Source organism: Subtercola sp. RTI3 (assembly GCF_035018625.1).
In the GTDB taxonomy this organism is placed as follows: domain Bacteria; phylum Actinomycetota; class Actinomycetes; order Actinomycetales; family Microbacteriaceae; genus Subtercola; species Subtercola vilae.
Genome location: NZ_JASJXO010000039.1, coordinates 1 through 24,108 on the forward strand (window position 1 = coordinate 1; position 24,108 = coordinate 24,108).

The 24,108-nt window shown below is 62.6% G+C and carries 18 protein-coding genes; 11 read left to right on the forward strand and 7 right to left on the reverse strand.

Annotated elements, in window-relative coordinates; translation table 11 throughout:
- The 9 genes from QN358_RS13580 to QN358_RS13620 form a co-directional block, all read left to right on the forward strand.
- Positions 1 to 1,114, forward strand: a 1,114-nt coding sequence (locus tag QN358_RS13580) for a hypothetical protein (protein WP_323512704.1), incomplete at its 5' end; no start/stop codon positions are given.
- A gap of 209 nt (positions 1,115 to 1,323) precedes the next feature.
- Positions 1,324 to 1,956, forward strand: coding sequence for a hypothetical protein (locus QN358_RS13585; protein WP_323512705.1), 633 nt, complete (start codon positions 1,324 to 1,326; stop codon positions 1,954 to 1,956).
- A 13-nt stretch (positions 1,957 to 1,969) separates the two neighbouring features.
- The gene (locus QN358_RS13590; RefSeq protein ID WP_323512706.1) at positions 1,970 to 3,025 is read left to right on the forward strand and encodes a hypothetical protein; all 1,056 of its coding nucleotides are present in this window, start codon (positions 1,970 to 1,972) and stop codon (positions 3,023 to 3,025) included.
- The gene (locus QN358_RS13595) at positions 3,025 to 4,167 is read left to right on the forward strand and encodes a hypothetical protein (protein ID WP_323512707.1); all 1,143 of its coding nucleotides are present in this window, start codon (positions 3,025 to 3,027) and stop codon (positions 4,165 to 4,167) included. Before QN358_RS13590 ends, QN358_RS13595 begins: the two co-directional genes overlap by 1 nt.
- Positions 4,160 to 4,966 (forward strand): hypothetical protein, encoded by an 807-nt coding sequence (locus QN358_RS13600; protein ID WP_323512708.1) that lies wholly within the window; start codon positions 4,160 to 4,162, stop codon positions 4,964 to 4,966. Before QN358_RS13595 ends, QN358_RS13600 begins: the two co-directional genes overlap by 8 nt.
- Positions 4,967 to 4,975: 9 nt before the next feature.
- Positions 4,976 to 5,818 carry a M15 family metallopeptidase gene (locus tag QN358_RS13605; RefSeq protein WP_323512709.1) on the forward strand — a complete coding sequence of 281 codons (843 nt, stop codon included), beginning with the start codon at positions 4,976 to 4,978 and terminating at the stop codon, positions 5,816 to 5,818.
- Between the two features lie 27 nt (positions 5,819 to 5,845).
- Positions 5,846 to 6,253, forward strand: coding sequence for a hypothetical protein (locus tag QN358_RS13610; protein WP_323512710.1), 408 nt, complete (start codon positions 5,846 to 5,848; stop codon positions 6,251 to 6,253).
- Positions 6,243 to 6,494, forward strand: a complete 252-nt coding sequence (locus tag QN358_RS13615) for a hypothetical protein (protein ID WP_323512711.1) — start codon at positions 6,243 to 6,245, stop codon at positions 6,492 to 6,494. Before QN358_RS13610 ends, QN358_RS13615 begins: the two co-directional genes overlap by 11 nt.
- Positions 6,495 to 6,496: 2 nt before the next feature.
- Positions 6,497 to 6,928 carry a hypothetical protein gene (locus QN358_RS13620; protein ID WP_323512712.1) on the forward strand — a complete coding sequence of 144 codons (432 nt, stop codon included), beginning with the start codon at positions 6,497 to 6,499 and terminating at the stop codon, positions 6,926 to 6,928.
- A gap of 501 nt (positions 6,929 to 7,429) precedes the next feature.
- On the opposite strand, the gene QN358_RS13625 is transcribed toward QN358_RS13620, so the two are convergent.
- Positions 7,430 to 7,756: a hypothetical protein gene (locus QN358_RS13625; protein ID WP_323512713.1), complete on the reverse strand. Its 327-nt coding sequence runs from the start codon at positions 7,754 to 7,756 to the stop codon at positions 7,430 to 7,432.
- Between the two features lie 391 nt (positions 7,757 to 8,147).
- Between QN358_RS13625 and QN358_RS13630 the strand changes: the two genes are divergently transcribed.
- Entirely contained in the window at positions 8,148 to 10,310 is a 2,163-nt protein-coding gene (locus QN358_RS13630) for a glycosyl hydrolase family 28-related protein (protein ID WP_323512714.1), read from the forward strand.
- An 80-nt stretch (positions 10,311 to 10,390) separates the two neighbouring features.
- Here QN358_RS13630 and QN358_RS13635 read toward each other — a convergent pair whose 3' ends face one another.
- Complete coding sequence (locus QN358_RS13635) at positions 10,391 to 12,559, reverse strand: acyltransferase family protein (protein WP_323512715.1); 2,169 nt, start codon at positions 12,557 to 12,559, stop codon at positions 10,391 to 10,393.
- Positions 12,560 to 13,042: 483 nt separating this feature from the next.
- On the opposite strand from QN358_RS13635, the gene QN358_RS13640 reads away from it, so the two are divergent.
- Positions 13,043 to 14,812, forward strand: coding sequence for a glycosyl hydrolase family 28-related protein (locus QN358_RS13640; RefSeq protein ID WP_323512716.1), 1,770 nt, complete (start codon positions 13,043 to 13,045; stop codon positions 14,810 to 14,812).
- A gap of 38 nt (positions 14,813 to 14,850) precedes the next feature.
- Here QN358_RS13640 and QN358_RS13645 read toward each other — a convergent pair whose 3' ends face one another.
- From QN358_RS13645 to gltB, 5 genes are all read right to left on the reverse strand, one after another.
- A complete protein-coding gene (locus QN358_RS13645) occupies positions 14,851 to 15,129 on the reverse strand; it encodes a hypothetical protein (RefSeq protein WP_323512717.1) in 279 nt (92 codons plus the stop codon).
- A gap of 402 nt (positions 15,130 to 15,531) precedes the next feature.
- A complete protein-coding gene (locus QN358_RS13650) occupies positions 15,532 to 16,491 on the reverse strand; it encodes an endo alpha-1,4 polygalactosaminidase (RefSeq protein ID WP_136641765.1) in 960 nt (319 codons plus the stop codon).
- 29 nt (positions 16,492 to 16,520) lie between these two features.
- Positions 16,521 to 17,972 (reverse strand): pyruvate kinase, encoded by a 1,452-nt coding sequence (gene pyk, locus QN358_RS13655; RefSeq protein ID WP_136641764.1) that lies wholly within the window; start codon positions 17,970 to 17,972, stop codon positions 16,521 to 16,523.
- Between the two features lie 51 nt (positions 17,973 to 18,023).
- Positions 18,024 to 19,481 (reverse strand): glutamate synthase subunit beta, encoded by a 1,458-nt coding sequence (locus QN358_RS13660; RefSeq protein WP_136641763.1) that lies wholly within the window; start codon positions 19,479 to 19,481, stop codon positions 18,024 to 18,026.
- Positions 19,474 to 24,066, reverse strand: a complete 4,593-nt coding sequence (gltB, locus tag QN358_RS13665) for a glutamate synthase large subunit (RefSeq protein ID WP_136641762.1) — start codon at positions 24,064 to 24,066, stop codon at positions 19,474 to 19,476. The genes QN358_RS13660 and gltB overlap by 8 nt, the downstream gene beginning before the upstream one ends.
- Positions 24,067 to 24,108 lie beyond the last annotated feature (42 nt).

A 24,108-nucleotide genomic window follows, 5' to 3' on the forward strand; every position in this document is an offset into this window, starting at 1 on the left:
AATACGAGACCATCATGAACAGATCAGCCGCAATCGCGGCGTGACTAGAAAGTGTCACCTACTCGTGCAGCAGACCCCTGCTTCTGATCAGGATCTGCTTACGTTCGCACAAGGGCAGGGTGTGTTGGCTGCCGGCGCGTCGAAGCAGGCGTCGACTGATCAGGCCGGTGCGTATGAGGCGACCACAGCTAAGGCGAAGGATCTCACCGCGCAGCTTGCTGATCTTGTCGATGGCATCAACAAGGCGAACGGGGTTGGGCAGGACGCCTCATCCGCAAATGTCGCTTTCCAGCAGTCGATCGCTGACCTCGATGGACAAATCAAGAAAGCGAAAGACGGCGTCGATGGCTACAAGCTGTCGCTCGATACAACTACGCAGGCTGGTCGCGACAACACGAACATGCTGGACGATTTCGCGGCTAAAGGGCAGGCTGCCGCGACTGCGCAGTTCAACCTTGACGGAAACACTCAAACGTACAAGGCGACGCTTGAGGCGACTCGACAAGGTGTCATAGACCGCGCCACGGCGCTGGGGGCGAACGCGGAGCAGGCACAGGCCATCGCTGACAACATCGCTGAGATCCCGTCAGAGACGCAGTGGAAAGTGATTGCAGACACAGCTGAGGCTCAGCGCAGAATTGACGCCTTCAATGCCGCAATTGCGACGGCGAAACGTGACCCGGTGATCAACGTCACGATGACAACCGATCAGATCACGAACAGGATCACGAACGACTACGGCAACGGGTTGGGGGTTCTGAAAGCGTCAGGTGGCGCTATCACCGGGCCTGGCACGGGCACGTCGGATTCGATCCCGGCACGTCTGTCAAATGGCGAGCACGTTCTTACCGCGCGCGATGTGTCTGCGATGGGTGGCCAGTCCGCTGTGTATGCGATGCGGGCATCGCTCTACCAGAACGACGGGTACGCGAACGGTGGCGCGGTGGCATCCAACTTCCGCTACGCACAACCCAGCTACGCGCGTTCGGGCAGCAGCCCGGCACCATCTGTCACCCACAACCACTATTACAACTTCCCTGAGATGGGACAGTACGACCCCAATACGGTGGTCGATATTGTCGCCCGGGACTTCGCTCGGAGGACTGCAGGATGACCTCTGTTGAATTCGATGGTCTCGTTATCGATGACTCGGACAAGAGCATCTACGGGTTCCATCTTGGGAAACTGACCGGGTGGCATGATGCGCCGCCATCGCGGGCGAAGCCGGAAGACAAGCCCCAGTCGAATGGCGCGTTTCCTCTGGGAAAGGTGTATCGAGGTTCGAGGGTTGTCAGCGTTGAGGGTTCCTTCACTGGCCGCACGATGGCTGAGACGTACATCGCGTGCGATCAGATGGCGGCGCTCTGCGCCGATGGTGAGGCTGTCGAGCTCTGGGTTTTCGAGCCGTATTCAACTCGCAGCCTCACCGTTTCGCTGGCGAACGCCCCGGGAATTCCCGACCAGCTGTTCGTGCCGTACTTCACGTTCGCTTTCGATGTGGTCGCCCCGGATCCGTTGAAATACTCAGCGCGCATGCTTCTCTCGACGGGGCTGCCTGTGCCGGGTGGCGGACTGCGCTGGCCGCTTCGGTGGCCGCTGCGGTTCGGTCTCGGCAATTCTTCCGGGCGAGTGAAAGTGCTCAACGTGGGCACCGCGGATTCACGCAACATCATGACCGTCACCGGTGGTGGTTCAACAGATGGATTCCAACTCATCGCGGTCGGCACTGGGCAGACGCTCACACTCGAGCGGGCTGTGCCTGACGGGTCGACTGTGACATTCAACTCTCGTACGGGCCGTGTGTATCTTGACGGCTCGGACATCACCCGGTTCCTGACTGACGACGACTGGTTCGTCGCACCGGCCGGCGGCTCGCTGACGGTGCAGTTCCTCGCGCTCGGCGAGGTCACCGGCATTCCCATCCTCACGATCGAACACCAGGCGGCGTACTGGTGACAAGGAGCCCCGCATGACACTTCGAACTGGTTTTCCTGTCGCGCTCGCGAACGGCACTGCCGTCGACACGGGCGTCGTTCTGGCGGGCAGTGTCGTGCGCGACCTGTCAGGCAATCCTCGTGCTGGGATCTTCCCGCGCACGATGGGAGCACTCGTTTCAGCGCGCTCCGATCTGAGGGTCAACTTCGCCGCATTCGAGGGTGTCACGTCGCGTGCCGGGCAGGGCGTAGTGTTCGTCGCTAACGACGCCGCGGTAGTGTCGACGCCTTCGGTGCCGGTGCCGACGTCGAACTCATGGATTGTTGTGGCGTGGGTTCGTCATGACGATGAGTTCACTCCGAATACGGACGGAGACTCGCTTCCAAAGTTCGGCTTCACAGAGGGCGTGGCATCACCGACGCCGGCGAAGCCTGCCATCCCTGACGGGTGCCTCGAGCTGGCCACGATCCTTGTGCCGTCGAGCGCTACGGCTACGAACTCGACTGGCGTCGTGATCACGCAAACTCACCTGTACACGGCGATGTCAGGTGGCCGCGTTGTCGTGCGCAACGCTATCGAGCGGAACGCGTGGGCGCCGGCTGACCAGAACGAGTCCATTCAGGTCGACACTCGGCAGACGTGGGTGCGCCGTGGCGGCGCGTGGGTTCTGTCTGGCGGTGCGGCTCCTTGGGCGCAGTCCCTCCGCAACCCTTTGGCCCCTACCGGGACCGATACGTACCCGGCGAACAGTCCAGTGTCGTTCACGTCGCTCGGGTTTTCCGCAGTCATCGCGGCCGCTCCCGCCGGAATCTACAAGGTGGGCGGCTACATCATGCTCTCCGCTGCTGGTGGCGACAGCAACGGCAACCTGCGCATCCAGGTCACTAGTGCTGGGAACGTGCCACAGAACGTGAACTACGACCAGTTCATCAAGCTCGTGGGCGGCGGGGTTCAGATCATCCCCGTGAACGTCTTTTACAACCACCCGGGCGGGGATCTCAGCGTCACGGCGCTCGACCAGCGGGCGAATGCTTCAGCCACCGTCTACAACACAAGCCAGCTGTCGCTGGCGTGGGATCGAGCTGCCTGATGTCTAGGGTGGTTGCGTTCGACACCCGATCCGGCGACTTCGGTGAAGACATCCCGTTCAGCACGTTCAAATGGGAAGTCGGCATCAATACTGCGGACGTGCTCTCCTGCGCCGTCAACCTTTCTAACCCGGAGGCTGCAGCGCTCGACTTGCGCTCGTCAGCTGCACCGCTGAAGAACGGCCTCGCGATCATCGAGGGCAGAACGGTACCCTCAGCCGGCGTGATTTGGCCGCATGACTATTCGAAGAACACCGCTGGGCTGACGATCTCAGCTAAGGGTATCTGGTCCCTGTTCGACCGCCGCCTACTCATGCCTGTCTCGGCTCTCACTACGCCGCTGCTGATCCTAGAGGGCGACGACGCAGGCAAGCCGAACCCGGCAGTCGCCACGACGTTCACGGGCCGTTCGTGGGGCTATATCGTTCGCACGGTACTGCAGCAGTCGATGGCGTTCCCCGGCGGCGAGCTGCCATTGGTTTTCGAGGATGACGGCACCGGTTCGCACGACAAGACGGTGGAAGCGTCGTCGTTCAAATCCGTCGGTTCGTTTCTATCAGACCTCACCAAGCTTGAGAATGGGCCGGAGATAGCGTTCGTGCCTCGCCTCCGCGCCGACCGTCAAGGCATTGAGTGGGTGGTGCGCGTTGGAAACGACGAGCAGCCCCGTATCGGTTCCGACACTGGTGCGAAGTGGGACTACTCAGTGCCCGACAGAGGAGTGAAAGACCTCGACGTATCGGTCGACGCATCGGACATGATCTCGGGTTCGTGGGCGTCTGGCGGCAGACCATCATCGATCGCGCTGTACTCATTCACCTCCACCTCCGAGCTGACTGATGACGGCTACCCGTGGACAGACTCCAACGACTCCACCCACACCGATGTGGTCGTGCAAGAAACGCTCGACTCGTATGCGGCCGAGAACCTCCGCATCGGCGCTCGACCAGTGCAATTCTGGCCATTCTCGGTTCGGAACGACCTCGACCCGAAGCTCAACTCGTTCTCCAACGGCGACACATGCCGGCTGAAGCTCGTAGGCGATCCGTACGAGCCTGATCAGTCGGTGTCGCGCCGGATTGTGAAGCTCTCGGGCGATGAGGGGCTGTGGATGAAAGTGACGACAGGGGCGATTTATGGCTGATCCGAAACCGGGAGGCGACGGTCTCGGCCCGCTCATCGAGACGATCAACGGCATCAAGTCGCGTCTGGGGATGCTTGAGGGTTTCTCTGGTGCCGACTACGTCAAAGCGCTGCAGAAGATCGATGATCTTGTGGATGGCCTACCTGCACAGGTCGACGAGCTCGTCGATGCCCGTCTAGCCACAGAACTCGCGAACTACTACACATCAGCACAAACAGATTCGAAGGTCGCCTTGCCAGGCGACATCGCGCCCGGCAAGGTCAACGCCTCCGGTAACATCACCACCGGTGGCAGCGTGACAGCGGCGGGCGCGGTCTCGGGTGGCGCCGTCACGGGTTCGTCACTCACCAGCACCGGCACCCTCGACGCATCAGGCCCTGTGCGGCTTCCGAATGCGTACGTCACCGACATCACTTGGACTCGCGTATCGGGGTGGATAGGTAACGACGGCCGGGTCGGGTACGCATCATCAAAACGGTCGAAGAAGTTTCACATCGACAACGTCACTTTCGACGTCGTCGCCTTCAAGCTGCTGCAGGTCGTGCACTTCCAGTACCGCGCCGAGCGCGCCAAGCAGCGCGCCGCCCCGGACTACCACGTGTCGGTCAACGTAGGAATGTACGCCGACGACCTGCATGCTGCGGGCTACTGGGAGTACGTGATCTACCAGTTTGACGAAGACGACCTCGAGCGGGCGAACCCGGTGCCAGGCGGCATCCACTACGAGCTCCTCGGTCTCCTGGCTATCCAAGGCGTTCAGTACCTCATAGAGCGGCTCGACGCCGCCGGCATTCAATAAGGAGCAGCAATGGCACTAGTTGCATGGGCTGGGAACGTCGAGAATGGCGCAATCCCGACCTCGAAAATGGTCAGCATTGGCACATATCAGGGCGAGACGTTGTGGCTGAACCCGGCCGCCGCACATGACTTCAAGTTGTGGGCCGCTGAGTGGAAGCAGCAAGAGGGGGAAGACCTCATCGTCGACGAGGCCGACCGCTCGCTCGACCGGCAGATCTATCTGTACAACGGTTACACCAAGCACATGGCTGGCTTCTACATGGCCGCGTACCCGGGGACGTCGAGCCATGGCGAGGCCCTCGCTATCGATGTGCTTTCGAGCGTGTACGGGTCCGACGAAGCGAAGCACGACCGGCTCGTGGCCATGGGCCTCAAGTACGGGTGGAGCTGGTACACGGTCGGCAAGCCTTCCGGTGAGCCATGGCACTTCAACTACATCCGGAACCCGCTGCAGCAGTACCTCGACAACATCACCAACGCCGTTCAGACAGTGATCGACGCAATCCAAGGAGAAGACGAAATGCCCTACCTCGTGTTCCGTTCCACATCGGACTCGTACCTCACCCGCGCCAACCGCTTCTACGTCGAGGAAGACAGTGGACTCTTCCACGCCGTGTCTGATGAGAAGGTCAACGAGCTCACCCTGTACCACGGGGCCGCAGTGTTCTCGCGGGCCATTCAGAACGCTGGCGCTGACCTCGACAACAAGTTCCGTGCATTCGGTTTCCGCGCCCACGCCGGCGACGTCTCCGCGCCTGGCGCGTACACCGGCCAGATCATCGGTGGCAATGCGTCGAACGGCAACCCCGACACCGGCACGAACGACGCACACTGGCCGCGAGTGTCCGCCTAACCTCTTCTGATCCTCGGGAGGGGAAGCATGCGAATCAACGGAGCACGAGGATATGCGCTGCTCATTGGCGCCGTCTTTTGTCTAACTCGAGCGCTGGCGTACTTCTCAGCGTTCACCCCAGACGATCCGCCTCTGGGGTTGACGCTCATTACGCAAGGTTTGGTGAATATCGACTTCTATGCCGGGCTGTGGTCTGTCGTCGCGGTCTTTTGTATCGTCGGCGCATTCAAGCGCCGAGACTCGTGGTCTTGGGCTGCGCTCGTCGGCGTGATGACGTTGTGGGGTCTCGCTTACTTCGCGGGTTGGGTGTACTCGGTTCAGCCGGGCGACCCTCCTGAGTCTCGCGAGTGGTTAACGGCCGTCACCTATCTGGCGCCGGCCGCGATCATCGGCATCTTGTCACCACAGTTCGTTGGGCGCAAAAATGCCACCTGAGCTAGTCACCGTACTCATCGCGGTCATCTCGCTCGCCGCAGCGGTACTGGTTGCCCGCATCAATTCCAAAGGCGGGTTCGTGGCTACTCTGCGTGCCGACAACACCGAGCTGCGTGGCCGCGTCGACAAGCTCGAAGCCCGCGAGCGACTGTTCCTGAACTACATCTACCAACTGCACGGCGACCTGGCAAAGTCAGGCGCACCCATCACCCCGTTCCCGCCCGAGCTACTGAAGGAGTAGTCATGACTCTCGCATCTGCAACCTCGCCCGTACCCGAAATCTGGTTCAAAGCGAAGCGCGTGCTCCGCACCCTCGTGCAGGTCGGCATCCCGGCCTTCCTCGCATTCGCGCTTGTGCTCCCGCAGATCCTCGCAGTGTCGGGCATCCCGGTCAGCAGCGAGCTTTACCTGTGGCTGATCTCTGTCGCAGCTGGCATCACAGCCGTGGCTGGCGGGCTCTCCCGGGTGATGGCGATTCCCGCCGTGAACACGTGGCTCGTGAACATCGGGCTCGGCTCTGTTCCGGGTTCTGCCATCACGAACCTCAACCTCCCCGTGACTCCGATGGACGCCACCATCGTGACCTCACCGGAGGCGGGCGCCCCGCCCGCCGACATCGACCCCACGCCGGCCGCCGCTGACTACGAAGCGAAACACGTCAACCTCGGTGACTGAGTTCGAACCGCAGCTCCACATCTTCGCCCTCCGTCGTGGGGGTTTTTCTTTTTCCTGAAAGGTTCCCATGACGATCATCCTCGGCGATCCGATCAACGACTCGTCAGGCCAGCCTGCTGATGGTCTGATCACTTGGACGCAGACTGTTCCATTTGCTTCGGGCAAAGGCTTCACGACCCGCAAGCCGGTTACTGCGTTGGTCACGAACGGGCAGATCACCGACCTCACGCTGAATCCGTTCGTTATGCAGGCGTCGCCCGCGAACACGTTCGTTGCAGTGCGCGAGCAGTTTGCTGGTTCGTCCCGCGACTGGGTGACCGCGATCCCAGACCAGGAGTCGATCTTCTACGGCGCGCTCCCGATCCTGCAAGACGACACGTCAGGCCCGAACCCGACGTACCAGCAAATCATCGACGCTGCCAACGCAACCGCGCAGAGCGTGACCGACGCACAGACGGCAGCGACTACGGCGGCAGCGCAGGCCGCTGCCGCACAGACATCTCAGGTGGCGGCAGGTTCAGCGGCCACCTCAGCTGCCAGCGCGGCGACCTCCGCGTCGACCGCGGCAGGCACAGCCGGTACAGCCGCCAGCGCCGCCACCGGTGCCGCCTCGACAGCATCGACCGCCGCCGGCGCAGCGAGTAGCGCAGCGACAACCGCGACCAACAAGGCCAGTGACGCCAGCACGGCAGCATCCACAGCATCGACCGCCGCGACGACCGCGACGGGTGCAGCCGGAACCGCCTCAACTGCTGCGACCAACGCCGAGAACTCGGCCACGCAAGCAGCGAACACCGCGGCCGCGATTCCGACCACGAACGACCCCATCGTCGCGAACCTCGCTGGCTCTCCCGGTTCCGCCACCGACCTCGCGCTGCGGGCACGCCTGAAGATCTCAGGCGCGGTCACGGCTTCGGGGCCCGTTGTCATCGAGCAGCACAATGTAACCGATGCCACCTCTGGTGTCGTCACACGCACACTGCCCACCGGCCAGCCCGAGGGCACTCAGCTCTCGGTCGAGAAGATCGACGCCTCAACGAACGTCGTCAAAATCACCGGCAATGTGCGCGGTGTCGCGGCGTCGACGATCTCGCTCGTGCTGGCGAAAGAGACTGTCGAGTTCCGTGCTGACTCTGCCGGTTCGTGGTGGCCCATCTCAGGGCACAAGACTCTGTCGAGCCTCGACGGTCGTTACCCGCTTGCCGCAACGGTAGGTGCAGTGAGCGGTATCGCCCAGCTATTTGCAGACGGGGCTGTTCCCTTTTCGCAGGTTGCTCTACGCCTACCCACGGTTGACCCGCGACAGTTCGGCGCGAAGTTCGATGGAGTAACCGACGACACAGCTGCATGGCTGGCTGCGATTGCTTCACTCCCCGCAAATGGCGGGACGGTGGTGCACCCGGGCGGGTTGTCGATTCTCAGCGGCGAACTAATACTGAAAAGCTATTCAACAATCATGGGTTTCTCGCCCCATTCCTGCAAGATGCAGTGGGCAAACGGATTCGCCGGCAACTTCATCTCGTCGTTCAGCTATGGCTCTGCCACCGCAACGGATACTGGCGTTAGCGTCGTAGGCATTCAGGTCTTCAAGAGTTCAGTTGGCGCGACGAACTCGACGTGGATCGAAACAACGAGCGTGATGACGCTCGCGGGTCAAAGCATCGTGTGTATTTTCGACAGCACGGGTTTCCCGACGAGTGGGTCGGTTTGGGCCGGGTACCAGAAGGTTTCGTACACGGGGAAGAATATTGTCACCACAACACTCGCTTCTGCCGCGACGGCTGGCGCGACAACTATTACGGTGGCAAGCGCGACCGGCCTAGCGCCGTCTGGCGGCCTTCTTATTGACGGCGTGCCGGTCGCCTACACATCCATCTCAGGCAATGTGCTTACCCTTTTCGCGGCCAGTATCGGCGTTCCTGTCGGTGGGTTCGCGTCGGGGGTCACGGTTGCGCAGCACCAGCTCACAGGGTGCACGGGTAACAATGCGACCATCGCAACTCAGGCAACCATCACGTTGCGGGGCTCGAAGATGCACGGAATCGCTCTGAACTCGCATCAGGGCCGTATCTACGACGTGTACTGCTTCAACACCAACGGCTCGAACTTCATGATCGACGGGGGTGTTGAGAACCGCATCGCGGACAGCCGAGCCACAACCGCAGGCCACTCGAACATCTACGTCAGCCCGGGATCAACGGACGGGCACATGACCAACGTAGTGACAGGCCCTGCTATTCAGGCGAGCGTGATTGTCAGAGGCCAAAACTGGAATTGCACAAATCTGCACCCTATTGGGCCGTACCCCTACAACGCGTCGGGGCCGTTCAAATACATGAAGCAGGGCTTTGTTATTGCAGCCCCAGGCTTCATTCTCAACGGCGCAGAACTGGACACGATCCCCAACACGATGTTTATTATCGATTCGATGATGAATGGTTGGAACCTATCGAATACCCATCTTGGGCGATTGTCGGTTCTCTCGGCGGGCGGGAACGTGCCAGCGGTTCAGGGCGTCGGCTCGTTTGTCGTGTTTCGCACAAACTCCGCGAACGGCGCAGGCCGCGTAACGGTCGATCAAGTTGACCTGTCGTTTGCCTCAGGTTATTTCGCGCTGTGGAACAAGCAGGTGAAGACACGAACGGCGACAAGCACAACGTTTGGTTCGGCAACGACAATTCAGGTTGTGAACGCGGCAGATTTCCCCCCGGAGGGTCGTGTCTCAGTCGGAGGCTCCACCGATGTTCATTATTCGGGCATCATCCAGCGTCAGGACTGGCTCGCCGTGGCTTCCACGGCAGGAGCAACACAGATCACGTTGCAAGATGCGAGCGCATTCCCCACATCCGGCTATGTCGCGATCCAAGGTGGCAACTACGCCTACACGGGGAAGACGGGCAACGTCCTTACGGGCATGAGCGTCGCAACTGCTTACACGGTTGGGCAGGGGGTGACCCAAAACTTCCTCACGGGGGTTCGGGGAGGCAGCACGACGGAGTCGGGTGGCACGGAATGTACTCTGCTCTTTCCGGGTGGACAGGCACTCGCCTATAGCAACATCCACCAGCCCGGTAGTAATTTCCAAGCTCGGCACGACTTCATCGGAACTGATGCGCCCTACCTGACCGCAGGGGGCAGTACTCTCGGCGGCTTGCGGATGGAGAGCGTCGGATCTTCTACCTTTGCAGTGGGCAGCACCACGGCAACCGTTCCGCACCTTCTGGGAGGAACACCGCAAGCTGTTGTATTGACCCCCACGGGCGCAATGCAGGGAATCACCCTCTCATATACTGCGACCACCACCACCATCACAGTTACGGCCTCTTCGGCCCCATCGGGCTCCGCGGTCGCTTTCGCATGGTACGCAAAAATACTGTCCTAGCATCAGAATGAAATAAGCCCCGCCCATCTCTTCGGAGTTGAGCGGGGCTTATTTGTGTTTGGTGTTGACGGCGATGAAACCTATTTGGCGATGAGGGTGTCGGCGACGATAGGGCCAAGCGAAGTCGAATATTCGACAGTCATATGCCCGGTGTCGGCGCGGACTGGCATGCTGCCCACGAAGCCAGGGCAACCCCCCGAAGCAGTGCAGAACCACTGCCTGGTGTCTATGAAACTTGCGCCCGTGCCAGCAGCGGCCACCGCATCCTTTTCTCCGTTATTCAGGGCTTTCCATTCGCCGATGATTCCGCTGATGCAGTCGGACGGTTTCCCGACCCTCGTGACGCACTGCTGCAGAGCTATTCCTGCAGGCGGATCTGACAACACGACGGTCTGCTTGGCGCTGGGCATCACTGCGGCGAGAGTCTTGGCCATGCCCGCTTGCAGTTCGGTCTGGGCCGCGGCGTCTTTCGATTTCGAGGCAAGCCGATAGTAAGTATCGGTCGCGCTGACCAAGATGACGAGGTCGGGCTTGATCTCCTGAATCTTGCTGATCGCGAACTGCCGTTCGGTATCACAAGCACTGTTGTCTTCACCGCCGTCCGCTGTCGTAGCGACGTCGACGGCTGGGCATTGACCGCGGTTGAAGGGAATCACCGTCCATCCGGCTGGTTCAAATGCTGCCTTGATTGCGGGCATCCACGCAATGCCGAACGAGTCACCGAGAACCACCACAGTCTTGTTCGCGCTGCCCGTGCCTGTCGTGCATTTCTGATACGTGTCGGGAGTGATGTCTCCGCACCCCTGGGCATTGATCGCGTTGATCCAGTTCTGGGTGCCCAAGGAGTCAACGCTTGGGGTGAACGTGTCGGGGAAGCTGCTCGCGGCGAGGGATGTAACTATCCGAGCCTGTAGCGTCTGTTCGATCGTGACGGGAACGGGAGTACCGGAGACGGTCGGCACGGGCACGGCCGCGGCGTTAGCTACGTACGTATCCGGTCTCGGCGAATCTATGAACGCGGGGACAACTACTACAGCCGTTATCGCCACCACAACGACGAGCCCGCCAATGCGGAACCGCTGACTCTCTCTGACGCGTCGGAACCGTCGACGCCAGCGCCCGCGCCGTTGATTCGGCTCAAGCCACGGTGACTTACGAATCGGGTCTTCCACCAGATGGAAACTCAGCACTGAAACGACGATCGTCGTCAGCAAGACCACGACGTAATACGACGGATCGCCGGCGGTGAAGAACGCTGCAAGCAGCACGATGATCGGGAAGTGCCACAGGTACAAGGAATACGAAATGTCGCCCAAATATTTTGAAACAGGATTCGTGAGCGGCCAGAGGAATCGGGGTGCGACCCCGATTCCGCCGACAATCACGAGGGCGCTGCCGACGACGGGCAGCGCCGCCCACGGCGCGGGGAACGTGGAGGTGCTCGAGACGACGAACATGCTGACGATTATCGCGGCGAGCCCCGCCCAGCCGAGTACGGGTCGGATGCTTTTCGGCAATCGGGTGAGGACAGGGGTAGCGGCGGCTACCAGTGCTCCGAGGCCGAGCTCCCATGCTCGGCTGAATGTGGAGAAGTATGCAACCGTGGGCGAGTGAACCGAGTCCCACATGGCCCATCCGAAGGATGCGGCGGTGAGAATGAACATCACGGCGAAGACCCATCGGACGGCGATTGTCCTCGTCCACCCACGTCTGGCTGCGATGACGCCAAGAATGAGGACCATGATCCAGGGCCACACGATGTAAAACTGTTCTTCTACTGCCAGGGACCAAAAGTGCTGAACCGGGGATAACGGGCCGGAGTTCTGCATGTAGTCGGTGCCTATGGCCGCGAAGTGCCAGTTGGCTAGAAAAAAGAAGGACCAGATCTCGTCCAGTGTGATGGACATCGCCCGTGCGGTTGAGTAGATAAGCCAAGAGGCGATCCCCGTCGCGACCAATACAAGGACGGCGAGTGGAATGATGCGTCTGATTCGGCGTCGGTAGAAGTCAGCGAATGAAATCCCCCCGGTGCGTTCATGTTCCCGGAGCAGAAGACCCGTGATCAGGAAACCACTGAGCACGAAGAAGACGTCGACGCCGACAAACCCGCCACCCGGCCAGGCAAAAAGATGATCTGCAATTACCGCAATGACGGCAAGCGCGCGAAGGCCCTGAATATCCGGTCGCAATGCAACTTGCTTCTTCGGCACCGCCGTTACCGCGTCTTTGCGCCCAGAATTCCATGACATCGCATCCCCCTAGCACCGTCACGCACGAGTATAGCGACCAATCTTCGGCCACTTCCTCCAATTCTCGTCAGGCGGATATATGACCCCGACACTGGGGTAGCAATGGTCAAAACGTCCGTCGAATTGTGCCAAACCCACCCCCGATGAGGCCGGTCCAACATCTTCGGTCGCCTATCTTCCGACCGTCGGAATAGACGTAGTGATCCCATGTGAGGCACCACTCGTACTCCTTCGACGTCTTCTTCAGGATGGTTCAATTAGAGTCAGGTGATCCCATCGTGGAACGGGGCGGGGATTTTTCTGCGTTCACCGCCGTCTGTTGCGCCTCGGCCGCTCCGGCGGTTTCGGCTGCGGCGGGTAAGCTCCTGCCATCTCTCCAGCATCTTCTTGCACGGGCTGATGCCCGTGCCTCGTCTAGACGAGGGTTTTATGAGAATGCTTTGGCGTCGAGCACCGCGCAGCCTGGGTCAGACTGCGAACACCATGGAAAAGCGCTCAATTCGAGATGCGCCTATCGTTTCTGTGGAGGTTCACAATATGCTCACCAGCATGGACACCGAATCTGAGAAGAAGAGTCATTCTCGTCGCAACCTGTTTCTGGGACTAGCTGGGGCAGTGGCTGCGACCGCCGTAATTGCCGAACCCGCACAGGCTGACGTGACGTACATACCGACTACGGAAAAAGGTGCCGCGAACGGAGTGGCTACTCTAGACGCCAACTCGCGTCTCACTCCGACTCAACTACCGATGAACGTTCTCTCGGTCTTCAACGTTCGTGACTATGGGGCGCTCGGGGATGGGGTTGCCAATGACGGCACTGCTATTGCTGCTGCCGTCTCGGCGGCCGGGGCAAGCACCGCCGGTGGCGTGGTCGGCTTCCCTCCAGGTACCTATCTCGCTGAAGGCTTGACCGTTCCGGCCTACGTCATCCTGCGATCACTCGGCGGAGGCTTCACGCGCTTTGGCCCGGACCTCTACGGAGGAAGAAAAGCGTCAGTACGGATCTTTCGGCCGACGAACACAAGTACGGCGGCGATGGTCACCCTTGCTGGGGCGGGAAGCGGTATCGAAGGGATCGTCCTCGAGGGTAATGGTGCCCCAGGCACGATCCTCGAGGCGCAAGGTTTCGAGTCAACTCTCAATGCGGTGCGCTGCATCAGCGGCACCGGAATCGGGCTCGACATTCAGAAAGCAAATAACACTCGGTGGCATGACGTGTTCGTGGATAGTTGTGGGTCATCGACTCTGCCAGCCGTTAAAATCTGGTCCAAGACCGGAGCTGGCGGAGCTAACGAGACGAACACGTTGGACATAGACGGACTGACTATTGAGCGGTCGAAAAATGTTGCTTTGGAGATTGCGGTTGGAACCGACGCGGCTCAGGCCTGGGCTGAGTGGGTGCGCATTTTCCGGCTGCATGTTGAGTCCAGCGGGATGGATTCGCCGAACGTCGACCCGCTCATCAATATCGGTAACGTTCGCTCCGTGACGTTCGTCGACCCCTTCATCTACGGCGGGCCTGGCCCGCTCATCCGGCACAATCAGCAGGTCACCCGAACGTACGGCAACGGGGGCATTCGGCTGATCGGGGGCACCCTGAACGGGTCAGACACCACGATCACACCCAACCCGCCGCTCCCGACACCCACCTTGGTAGATCTAGTGGCAGGCAACGACTTCGCCGCTCTCGGAACGCGTTTCATGCGGCAAACAGCGCAAGCGGTATCGGTGGCGTCTGCCTACGGCCCAGGCGTGTGGGTCGACGCATCGTCTTCTATCGCCCCGGGCGGCACGGTCATCACTGATGGTAGGTCGGCCAAGACCATCTACTCAATTCGCGGAAACAGTGCGGTCGATGGTGAACTTGCGACGGGTGGAGATGTCAACTTTGCCGCGCATCTGCGATCGACTCAAGCATTCACCGGCATCGTAGTGACGAACACAACCGGCGGCGGACTGGGTGCCGGGGCGCCAGCTGCAACGTCCAACGCTAACGACACAGCGGGCAGGATCTTTTTCGGATCTGGCACGGGCACTGCGGCCGGCCAACTTGTCTCAGTGACCTTCGCGACGCCGTACACGAATGAACCGGTCGTTGTTTTGACCGCAGGAACGGCAGCCGCTCAACAGCTCGGATTGTACGTTTCAGCGACCACAACAGGGTTCGTTATCCGCTCCACTGCCGCGCCAGCCGCGTCCCAATCTGTTGGGACTTTTCAGGTCAAATTCGTCGTCATCGGTCTATCCCACTAGCGGCGAGTAAGGAGCATCTCGGCTATCGACTGGCGGGGTCAGAGAGCCGGCTGGTTCTCATAAAGGCCGAAGTTTGATGATGGGGTGAGCGTGGCGAGCCCCCACTGATACGCCACTGCACTGGCCTCCTTCAACGTCTCGAAGTAGCCAATCAGTCGCCGCGGTTGTTCGTGCGTCACCGCGCGGAAACACCACACCGGCGAACCGTTGCGCTGCACCTCGAGCCAACGGATCTCTGCGAACGGGTCACCGTCGCTGGGTCGGGGCAGTACCCAGGTCACGGGCAGAAGTGTCTGCAGGGGGTGCCAGTCAGCCAAGCGTGCTCCTTTGTTTGGAGCGCCCCGGCCGACGCATGACCGATAGTAGACGAACGCTCTGACAATCGATACGTTCGGAGCATGGATGAGTGCATGTTCGACGAGTGCGAACGTGCTCCTTCGGAGCGGGTAACCGTGGCAAGCGGAGGCCTACTCGTCGACTACTCGGTGTGTGCTGTTCACCGAGATGCGATTCGATCCCGCGCGACGTTTCGGAGCTTGGTCGACGGGACCCGTGGGATGCTCGGACTAGCGCCTAGCGAGTCGGACTAGTGTGGCACGCTGCCACAAACTGAGGCGTCCGAGCGCACTCGACGGGGCGTGAACCCTTGTGAATATAAGCCGAACAGCGCTCCGACACGCCCGTAATGTGGGTTCGAGTCCCACCACCGGTACTCAACGTCACGGAGCACAGCTCTGGTCTACGAAGGTGGCCGAACCGGGCGCCGTGAGGCTGTGGTCTCGCACCATTGTGCTGCGGGGCCTCGGCGAAGTTGCACAGACGTGAGCAATGGCCGCGGTGAGATCTGTGCTTGAGGCCGCGCCAGCGCCGCCGGAGCCCCCGAGATTCTCGGCGTATTCGATGTCGATGACATTCTCTCCGTAGACAGCAGCGTACGCCTCGCACTCGGCGAAGCGGATGCACTCCTCTGCTACAGCGAAGTCGAACCCGGCAGCGCTGTGGGCGCGGGCGGCGAGATCGGGGGCGTTCTTCTGCCCCGCAGCCAGGTTGTTCGTGTGGGCGAGGGTCACGAGCTGCGTGGCGAACGCCAGGGCGTCGTCGACGGTGAGGGCACCGTTCGAGCGGGTGTACGAGTCGAGGTTGTCGAACTCCACGGCGCGGTAGCCGGCGGCCGAGCATCCGGAAACCGTGGCGGTGAGACGCGCAAGCAGTTCGGTGCGATTGGCGGCAGTCGAGGTGTCGAAGATCGACTCGTCGGGCCAGCCGGGGTCGCGAAGGGGGGCTCCAGATGCGTCGTGCAGCACCAGCGCGCTCGGCCAGTCGACGCCGGGCTGGCTCTGAAAGGCGTTGACGTAGCAGATCGAATAGAGGCCCGGAGCCGGCGGCGCAGTGCTATCGCGGGTGACGACCATCACAGCGGAAGCCGGAGGGAATGCCCCGCCCAGCTGGTAGTCGGCCGGTGCCCCGGCAGGCGGGAGTGCAATGCCTGCTGCGGGGCTCGAGCTCGCCGGCGACGTAGCCGACGTAGATGCCGATGTAGATGTAGATGTAGATGCTGACGCAGACGCCGACGTACTGCCTGACACCGGTTCTCCCCCGGCGCACCCGGTCAGCGCCACCACAACCACCCCGCAGCAAACCATGAAGGAGCCCAACGCTTTCACGCCGGACTCCTTCATGGTGCGACTCGAATCGCCGATGTGCAGACCTAGTGGTCGAGCGCGTCGGGGTCGGGCTTCTGCGGGTTGTGGCCTTCACCGATGATGTGCACGCGCATGTCGTTGGTGGTGCCGGCTTTTCCGGGAGGCGAACCGGAGATGACGACCACGCGGTCACCGAGCTCGGCCAGTTTCTCTCCGAGCAGAACGTCATCGACCTGAACCATGAGCTGGTCTGTGTGGTTGACGCGAGCGACCAGGTACGACTCGACACCCCACGAGAGTGCCATGCGGTTGCGGATGCCCGCCTCAGGCGTGAGCCCGATGATGGGGATGCTCGACCGAAGCCGGGTCATGCGGCGAACCGAGTCGCCCGACTCGGTGAACACCACGAGGAACTTCGCGCCGACGAAGTCGGCGACCTCGGCTGCGGCGAGCGTGATGGCGCCGGCCTGGGTGCGCGGCTTGGTGCCGAGCGCGGGGATGCGCTCGAGGCCGTGGATCTCGGTCGACTCGACGATGCGTGCCATGGTCTGCACCGTGATGATGGGGTACTCCCCCACGCTGGTCTCGCCCGAGAGCATGACCGCGTCGGCGCCGTCGAGCACCGCGTTCGCGACGTCAGACGTCTCGGCACGGGTCGGGATGGGGCTCGAGATCATCGATTCGAGCATCTGCGTTGCAACGATGACGGGCTTCGCCATGCGGCGTGACAGCTCGATGGCGCGCTTCTGCACGATGGGTACGGCTTCAAGCGGAAGCTCGACACCGAGGTCACCGCGGGCGACCATGATGCTGTCGAACGCATCGATGATCTCTTCGAGGTTGTCGACGGCCTGCGGCTTCTCGATCTTCGCGCAGACGGGAACCTTGCGGCCCTCCTCTGCCATGATCTCGTGCACGCGGGTGATGTCTGCTGCGTCGCGAACGAAGGAGAGGGCGATGAGGTCGGCGCCGAGGCGGAGGCCCCAGCGGAGGTCTGCTTCGTCTTTCTCCGACAGGGCAGGCACGTTCACGGCGACGCCGGGAAGGTTGATGCCCTTGTTGTTCGACACGTTGCCGGCCACGATGACCTCGGTCGTGACGACGGTACCGTCGGTCTCGAGAACCTTGACCTTCACCTTGCCATCGTCGATCAGCAGGAAGTCGCCGGGGGCGACGTCTTGCGGCAGGCCCTTGAACGTGGTGCCCGAGAGCTCACGGGTACCGATAACGTCGTCGGTGGTGATCTTGAAGATGTCGCCCTGGGCCAGGTAGTACGGGCCGCCCTCGAACTTGCCGAGGCGGATCTTGGGGCCCTGCAGGTCGACCAGCACCGCGACGGCGCGACCCGAGTCTGCGGCCGCCTTGCGCACGGTGGCGTAGATGCCTTCGTGTACGTCGTACGAACCGTGGCTGAGGTTCATGCGGCAGACATCAACTCCGGCGTCAATGATGGCCCGGATGTTCTCGTATGACGAGGTCGCCGGCCCGAGGGTGGCGACGATCTTTGCGCGTCTCATTCTGTGTGGTACTCCATGCTTCTGCGCGGTGTGCGCATCGGTTTGGTTCTATTAGATCGCGATTGCGCGGTCGGTTGGGGAAACGGGGAAAGGCAGTTCGGTGTCGCCTTCAAGGTACCGGTCGACACTCGAGGCCGCAGCGCGACCCTCGGCGATGGCCCAGACGATGAGCGACTGGCCGCGACCGGCGTCACCGGCAACATACAGGCCCGGGATGCTCGTGGAGTAGTCGGCACCGCGCTCGACGTTTCCGCGGGTGTCGAACACCGCCCCGACCTGGTGCGTGAGGTCATGGGTTTCGGGCCCGGTGAAGCCGAGCGCCAGCAGTACGAGGTCGGCGGGGATCTCACGTTCGGTGCCCGCTTTGGGTACGCGGCGGCCATCCAGATACTCGGTCTCGGCCACGCGGATGGCGCGAACCTCGCCCGACTCGTTGGAGAGGAACTCGACGGTGGAGGCCAGGAAGACCCGCTCGCCGCCCTCTTCGTGGGCACTCGAGACCTCGAAGAGGTTCGGAACCATGGGCCAGGGCTGGCTCTCGGCACGCTCGGTCGGTGGCTGCTGGCCGATGGCAAGGTTGGTCACAGAGAGGGCCTGCTGGCGGTGCGCGGTGCCGATGCAGTCTGCTCCGGTGTCGCCGCCGCCGAGAACGACGACGTGCTTGCCTTCAGCAGTGATCTGATCGGTGACGGTGTCGCCAGCGCCCACCTTGTTACCCTGAACGAGGAACTCCATGGCGTGGTGCACGCCCTCGAGATCGCGGCCGGGGATGACGAGGTCGCGTGGAACGGTCGCACCCGTGCAGACGATGACCGCGTCATAACGCGAACGGAGGTCGGCCCAGGTGATGTCGACGCCGATGTTGATGCCGGCGCGAAAGCGGGTGCCCTCAGCCATCATCTGCGTGAGACGCGACTCGAGGTGCTTCTTCTCCATTTTGAAGTCGGGGATGCCGTACCGCAGCAGCCCGCCGATGCGGTCGTCACGCTCGTACACGGCCACCGTGTGGCCGGCGCGGGTGAGCTGCTGTGCCGCGGCGAGACCGGCCGGGCCGGATCCGACGACGGCGACCGTCTTGCCGGTGAGACGCTCTGGCGGGTGCGGGGTGACCCAACCGTTGGCGAAGGCCTGGTCGATGATCGACACCTCGACCTGCTTGATGGTGACAGCAGGCTGGTTGATGCCGAGCACACACGAGCTCTCGCACGGTGCCGGGCAGAGCCGACCCGTGAACTCGGGGAAGTTGTTCGTGGCGTGCAGGCGCTCGATGGCCTGCCGGCCCTCGCCGCGCCACGTGAGGTCGTTCCACTCGGGAATCAGGTTGCCGAGCGGGCAGCCGTGGTGGCAGAACGGAATACCGCAGTCCATGCAGCGACCGGCCTGGCGGCGGGTCTCCGACGGGTCGGCGGCCTCGTAGACCTCTTTCCAGTCCATCAGTCGAATCGGAACGGGCCGCCGCTTGGGCACCTCACGCTCAGTGACCTTCAAGAACCCCTTGGGATCAGCCACCGGTTACCTCCAGAATTCTCTCCCAGACAACATCGCCGTCGGGGTCGAGACCCTCGTCGAGCGCCGTCTGGCGGGTTGCAAGCACAGCCGCGTAGTCACGCGGCAGCACCTTCACAAAATCACGAGCGGTCTCGTCGAAGTTCTGAAGCATCGAGGCGGCCACGGCCGAACCGGTCTCCGACTCGTGTTCGGTGAGAAGCGAACGCAGCAGGTCGTTGTCGGCCGCATCGAGCGGCAGCAGCTGCAGTTCGCCGCTGGCCACCGAGTCGGCGTTCATGAGCTCGGGGCGAAGCTTGTAGACGTAAGCAGTACCACCTGACATGCCCGCACCGAGGTTTCGCCCGGTCTCGCCGAGAATCAGCGCAATGCCACCGGTCATGTATTCGAGGGCGTGGTCGCCCACTCCCTCGGCCACGGCGATCGCACCCGAGTTGCGCACGAGAAAACGCTCACCGACGATGCCCCGGATGAACATGCTGCCGCTCGTCGCGCCGTAGCCGATCACGTTGCCGGCGATCACATTGTCTTCGGCGGCGAAGGTCGACGCACGGTTCGGCCGCACGATGACGCGGCCGCCGGAGAGGCCCTTGCCCACGTAGTCGTTGGAGTCGCCTTCAAGGCGCAGCGTGATGCCCGAGGGCAGGAACGCACCGAGCGACTGGCCGGCCGAGCCGAGCAGCGTGATCTGGATGGTGTCGTCGGGCAGGCCGTTCTCACCGTGCCGGACCGTCACCTCGTGGCCGAGCATGGTGCCGACGGCGCGCTCGGTGTTGCGGATGGGCAGGGTGATGACGACGGGCTCGCCGAACTCCAGCGCCTCTGCCGCGTCACGGATGAGGCGGTTGTCGAAGTGCTTCTCGAGCTCGTGCTCCTGCTGACGACGGTTGACGCGCGGCTCGGAGTCGGAGAACGTCGGGCCGACCAGAATGGGGCTGAGGTCGAGGCCGTCGGCCTTCCAGTGTGTGAGGGCGTTGTCGACATTCAGCAGTTCGTGGTGGCCGATGGCCTCTTCGAGCGTGCGGAACCCGAGCTCGGCCAGGTACTCGCGTACCTCCTGGGCGAGAAACTCGAAGAAGTTGACGATGTACTCTGGCTTGCCGCTGAAGCGCGCACGAAGCTCGGGGTTCTGCGTCGCGACGCCCACGGGGCAGGTGTCGAGGTGGCAGACCCGCATCATGACGCAGCCGGAGACGACGAGCGGTGCGGTGGCGAAACCGAACTCCTCCGCCCCCAACAGCGCGCCCACGATGACGTCGCGGCCGGTCTTCATCTGGCCGTCGACCTGAACCACGACGCGGTCGCGCATGCCGTTCAGCATGAGCGTCTGCTGGGTCTCTGCGAGGCCCAGCTCCCACGGGGTGCCGGCATGCTTCAAGGAGTTGAGCGGGCTCGCACCCGTTCCGCCGTCGTGGCCGGAGACCAGTACGACGTCGGCCAGGGCCTTCGTGACACCGGCCGCAACCGCGCCGATGCCGTTCTGGCTCACGAGCTTGACATGTACACGAGCTTCGGGGTTGGCGCGCTTGAGATCGAAGATGAGCTGCTTGAGGTCTTCGATGGAATAGATGTCGTGGTGTGGGGGCGGCGAGATGAGACCCACACCGGCGGTGGCGTGGCGCGTACGCGCGATCCACGGGTAGACCTTCATGGGCGGCAGCTGGCCGCCTTCGCCGGGTTTGGCACCCTGCGCCATCTTGATCTGGATGTCTGTAGCGTGCGTCAGGTACATGCTGGTCACACCGAAGCGGCCGGATGCAACCTGCTTGATCGAGCTGCGGCGTTCGGGGTCGAGAAGGCGGGCGACGTCTTCTCCGCCCTCACCGGTATTCGACTTCGCGCCGAGCCTGTTCATGGCGATGGCGAGCGTCTCGTGCGCCTCCTGCGAGATGGAGCCGTAGCTCATAGCGCCGGTGGAGAACCGCTTGACGATGGATGCGACCGATTCGACCTCGTCGAGAGCGACGGGGGGCCGGGCATCCGTGCGCAGCGTGAACAGGCCGCGGAGGGTCATCAGCTCTGCAGCCTGGTCGTCGACCAGCTTGGTGTACTCGCGAAAGATGTCGTATCGGCGCGCGCGGGTGGAGTGCTGCAGGCGGAAGACGGTGTCGGGGTTGAAGAGGTGCGGCGGGCCTTCGCGGCGCCACTGGTACTCGCCGCCGACGGCGAGCGGTTCGTGAACCGTGACGCTGCCGTCTTCGGGGTACGCGGCCGCGTGCCGGTTGGCGCTCTCGGCCGCGATGACGTCGATGCCGATGCCGCCGAGCTTCGATGAGGTGCCGGTGAAGTACTCGGAGACGAACGCCTTGTCGAGACCGACGGCCTCGAACGCCTGGGCGCCTGCGTACGACGACACCGTGGAGATGCCCATCTTCGACATGATCTTCAGAACGCCCTTGCCGAGCGCCTTGATCACGTTCTTCACGGCCTTCTCGGGCGTGATACCGGTGATCATTCCCGAGCGCACGAGGTTCTCGCACGTTTCCATGGCGAGGTACGGGTTGATCGCAGACGCACCGAAACCGATGAGGAGCGCGACGTGGTGCACCTCGCGAACGTCGCCGGCCTCGACGATCAGGCCCACCTTCATGCGATTCTGGGTGCGGATGAGGTGGTGGTGAACGCCAGAGAGCATCAGCAGCGAGGGAACAGGTGCGTGGTCTTTGTTCGAGTCACGGTCGCTCAGCACGATGAACTTGGCGCCGCGCGCGATGGCCTCGTCTGCCTCGGCGCACATCTCGGTGATGCGCTCCTGCATGGCCGACGGGCCGTTCTCCACCCGGTAGAGACCCTTGATGGTCGTGGTGGTCGAGCTGCCGGAGACGCCGTCGATGTGCTGGATCTTCGCGAGTTCGTCGTTGTCGATGACGGGAAAGTCGAGCACGACCTGGCCGGTGTGGCCGGGCGTCGCGTCGAGCAGGTTGCGCTCGGGGCCGAGGCCGAGGCGAAGAGAGGTGACGACTTCTTCACGAATGGAGTCGAGCGGCGGGTTCGTCACCTGGGCGAACTGCTGCGTGAAGTAGTCGAAGAGCAGCCGCGGGCGCTTCGAGAGCACCGCGATGGGAGTGTCGGAGCCCATGGCCCCGAGCGGCTCTGCGCCGTTCTTGGCCATCGGGGTGAGCAGAATGCGGATCTCTTCTTCGGTGAACCCGAACGTGCGCTGACGACGGGTGACCGAGGCCGGCGTGTGCACGATGTGCTCGCGCTCGGGCAGGTCGCGCAGATTGATGCGCCCCTCGTCGAGCCACTGGGCCCATGGCTCGCTTGCTGCGAGAGAGTCTTTGATCTCGTCGTCTTCGATGAGGCGACCGGCCTCGGTGTCGACGAGGAACATCTTTCCGGGGCGGAGCCGCCCCTTGCGAACGACCTTCGAGGGGTCGACGTCGAGCACGCCGATCTCGCTGGCGAGCACAACCAGGCCGTCGTCGGTGACCAGGTAGCGACCGGGGCGCAGGCCGTTGCGGTCGAGCGTGGCACCGACGAGCGTGCCGTCGGTGAAGACCAGCGCAGCCGGGCCGTCCCACGGCTCCATCAGGGTGGAGTGGAACTCGTAGAAGGCGCGCCGCTGCGGGTCGAAGGCAGCGTTGTTCTCCCACGCCTCGGGAACCATCATCATGATGGCGTGCGGCAGCGGTCGGCCAGCCAGGGTCAGCAGTTCGACGACCTCATCGAACGAGGCCGAGTCGCTGGCACCGGGCGTGACGATCGGCAGCAGGGGGGCCATGTCGCCGAGAGCAGCGCTCTTCAGCTGCGACTGGCGCGCGCGCATCCAGTTGCGGTTGCCCTGCACGGTGTTGATCTCACCGTTGTGCGCCATCATGCGAAGCGGCTGCGCGAGCGGCCACGACGGGAACGTGTTGGTGGAGTAGCGCGAGTGAACGAGCGCCAGCTTCGAGGCGAACCGTTCGTCAGAGAGGTCGGGGTAGAACGGCTCGAGCTGCAGGGTGGTGACCATGCCCTTGTATGTCAGCGTGCGCGCCGACAGCGACATGAAGTACACCTCGTGCTCGTGCTCGATGCGCTTGCGCAGGCGATAGGTGAGCCTGTCGAGCTGGATGCCCGAAGCCTTGGCCCCGTTCGCATCGTGGTGTTTCGCCTCGACGTACAGCTGCCAGATGGCAGGCATCGCTTCACGTGCCAGGCGGCCGAGCTCGTCGGGGTGCACCGGAACCTCGCGCCAGCCCAGAACCGCCAGGCCCTCTTCTTCGGCGACCTCGGTGAGCCGCTCGAGAACGGTGTCTCGTTCGGCCTTGTCAAGCGGCAGAAAAGCGTTGCCCACGGCGTAGAAGCCGACCTCGGGCAGGTCGAAGCCCGCCACAGCGCGCAGAAATTCGTCGGGAATCTGGGTGAGGATGCCCGCACCGTCGCCGGTGCCCGCATCGGAGCCGACCGCGCCGCGGTGTTCGAGGTTTCGAAGCGCGGTGAGCGCGGTCACGATGATGTCGTGACCGGCTGTTCCACGCAGCGTTGCGACCATGGCCAGGCCACAGGCGTCTTTCTCATTGCTCGGGTCGTACAGACCCTGCGACGACGGAAGCGCACTGAAGCTGAAAGCGCTGGTGGAGGAAGAGGTAGTGCTCTCAACCATAAGAATCCATCCCCCCGGAGAACTGCAACCGGGTAGCTGTGA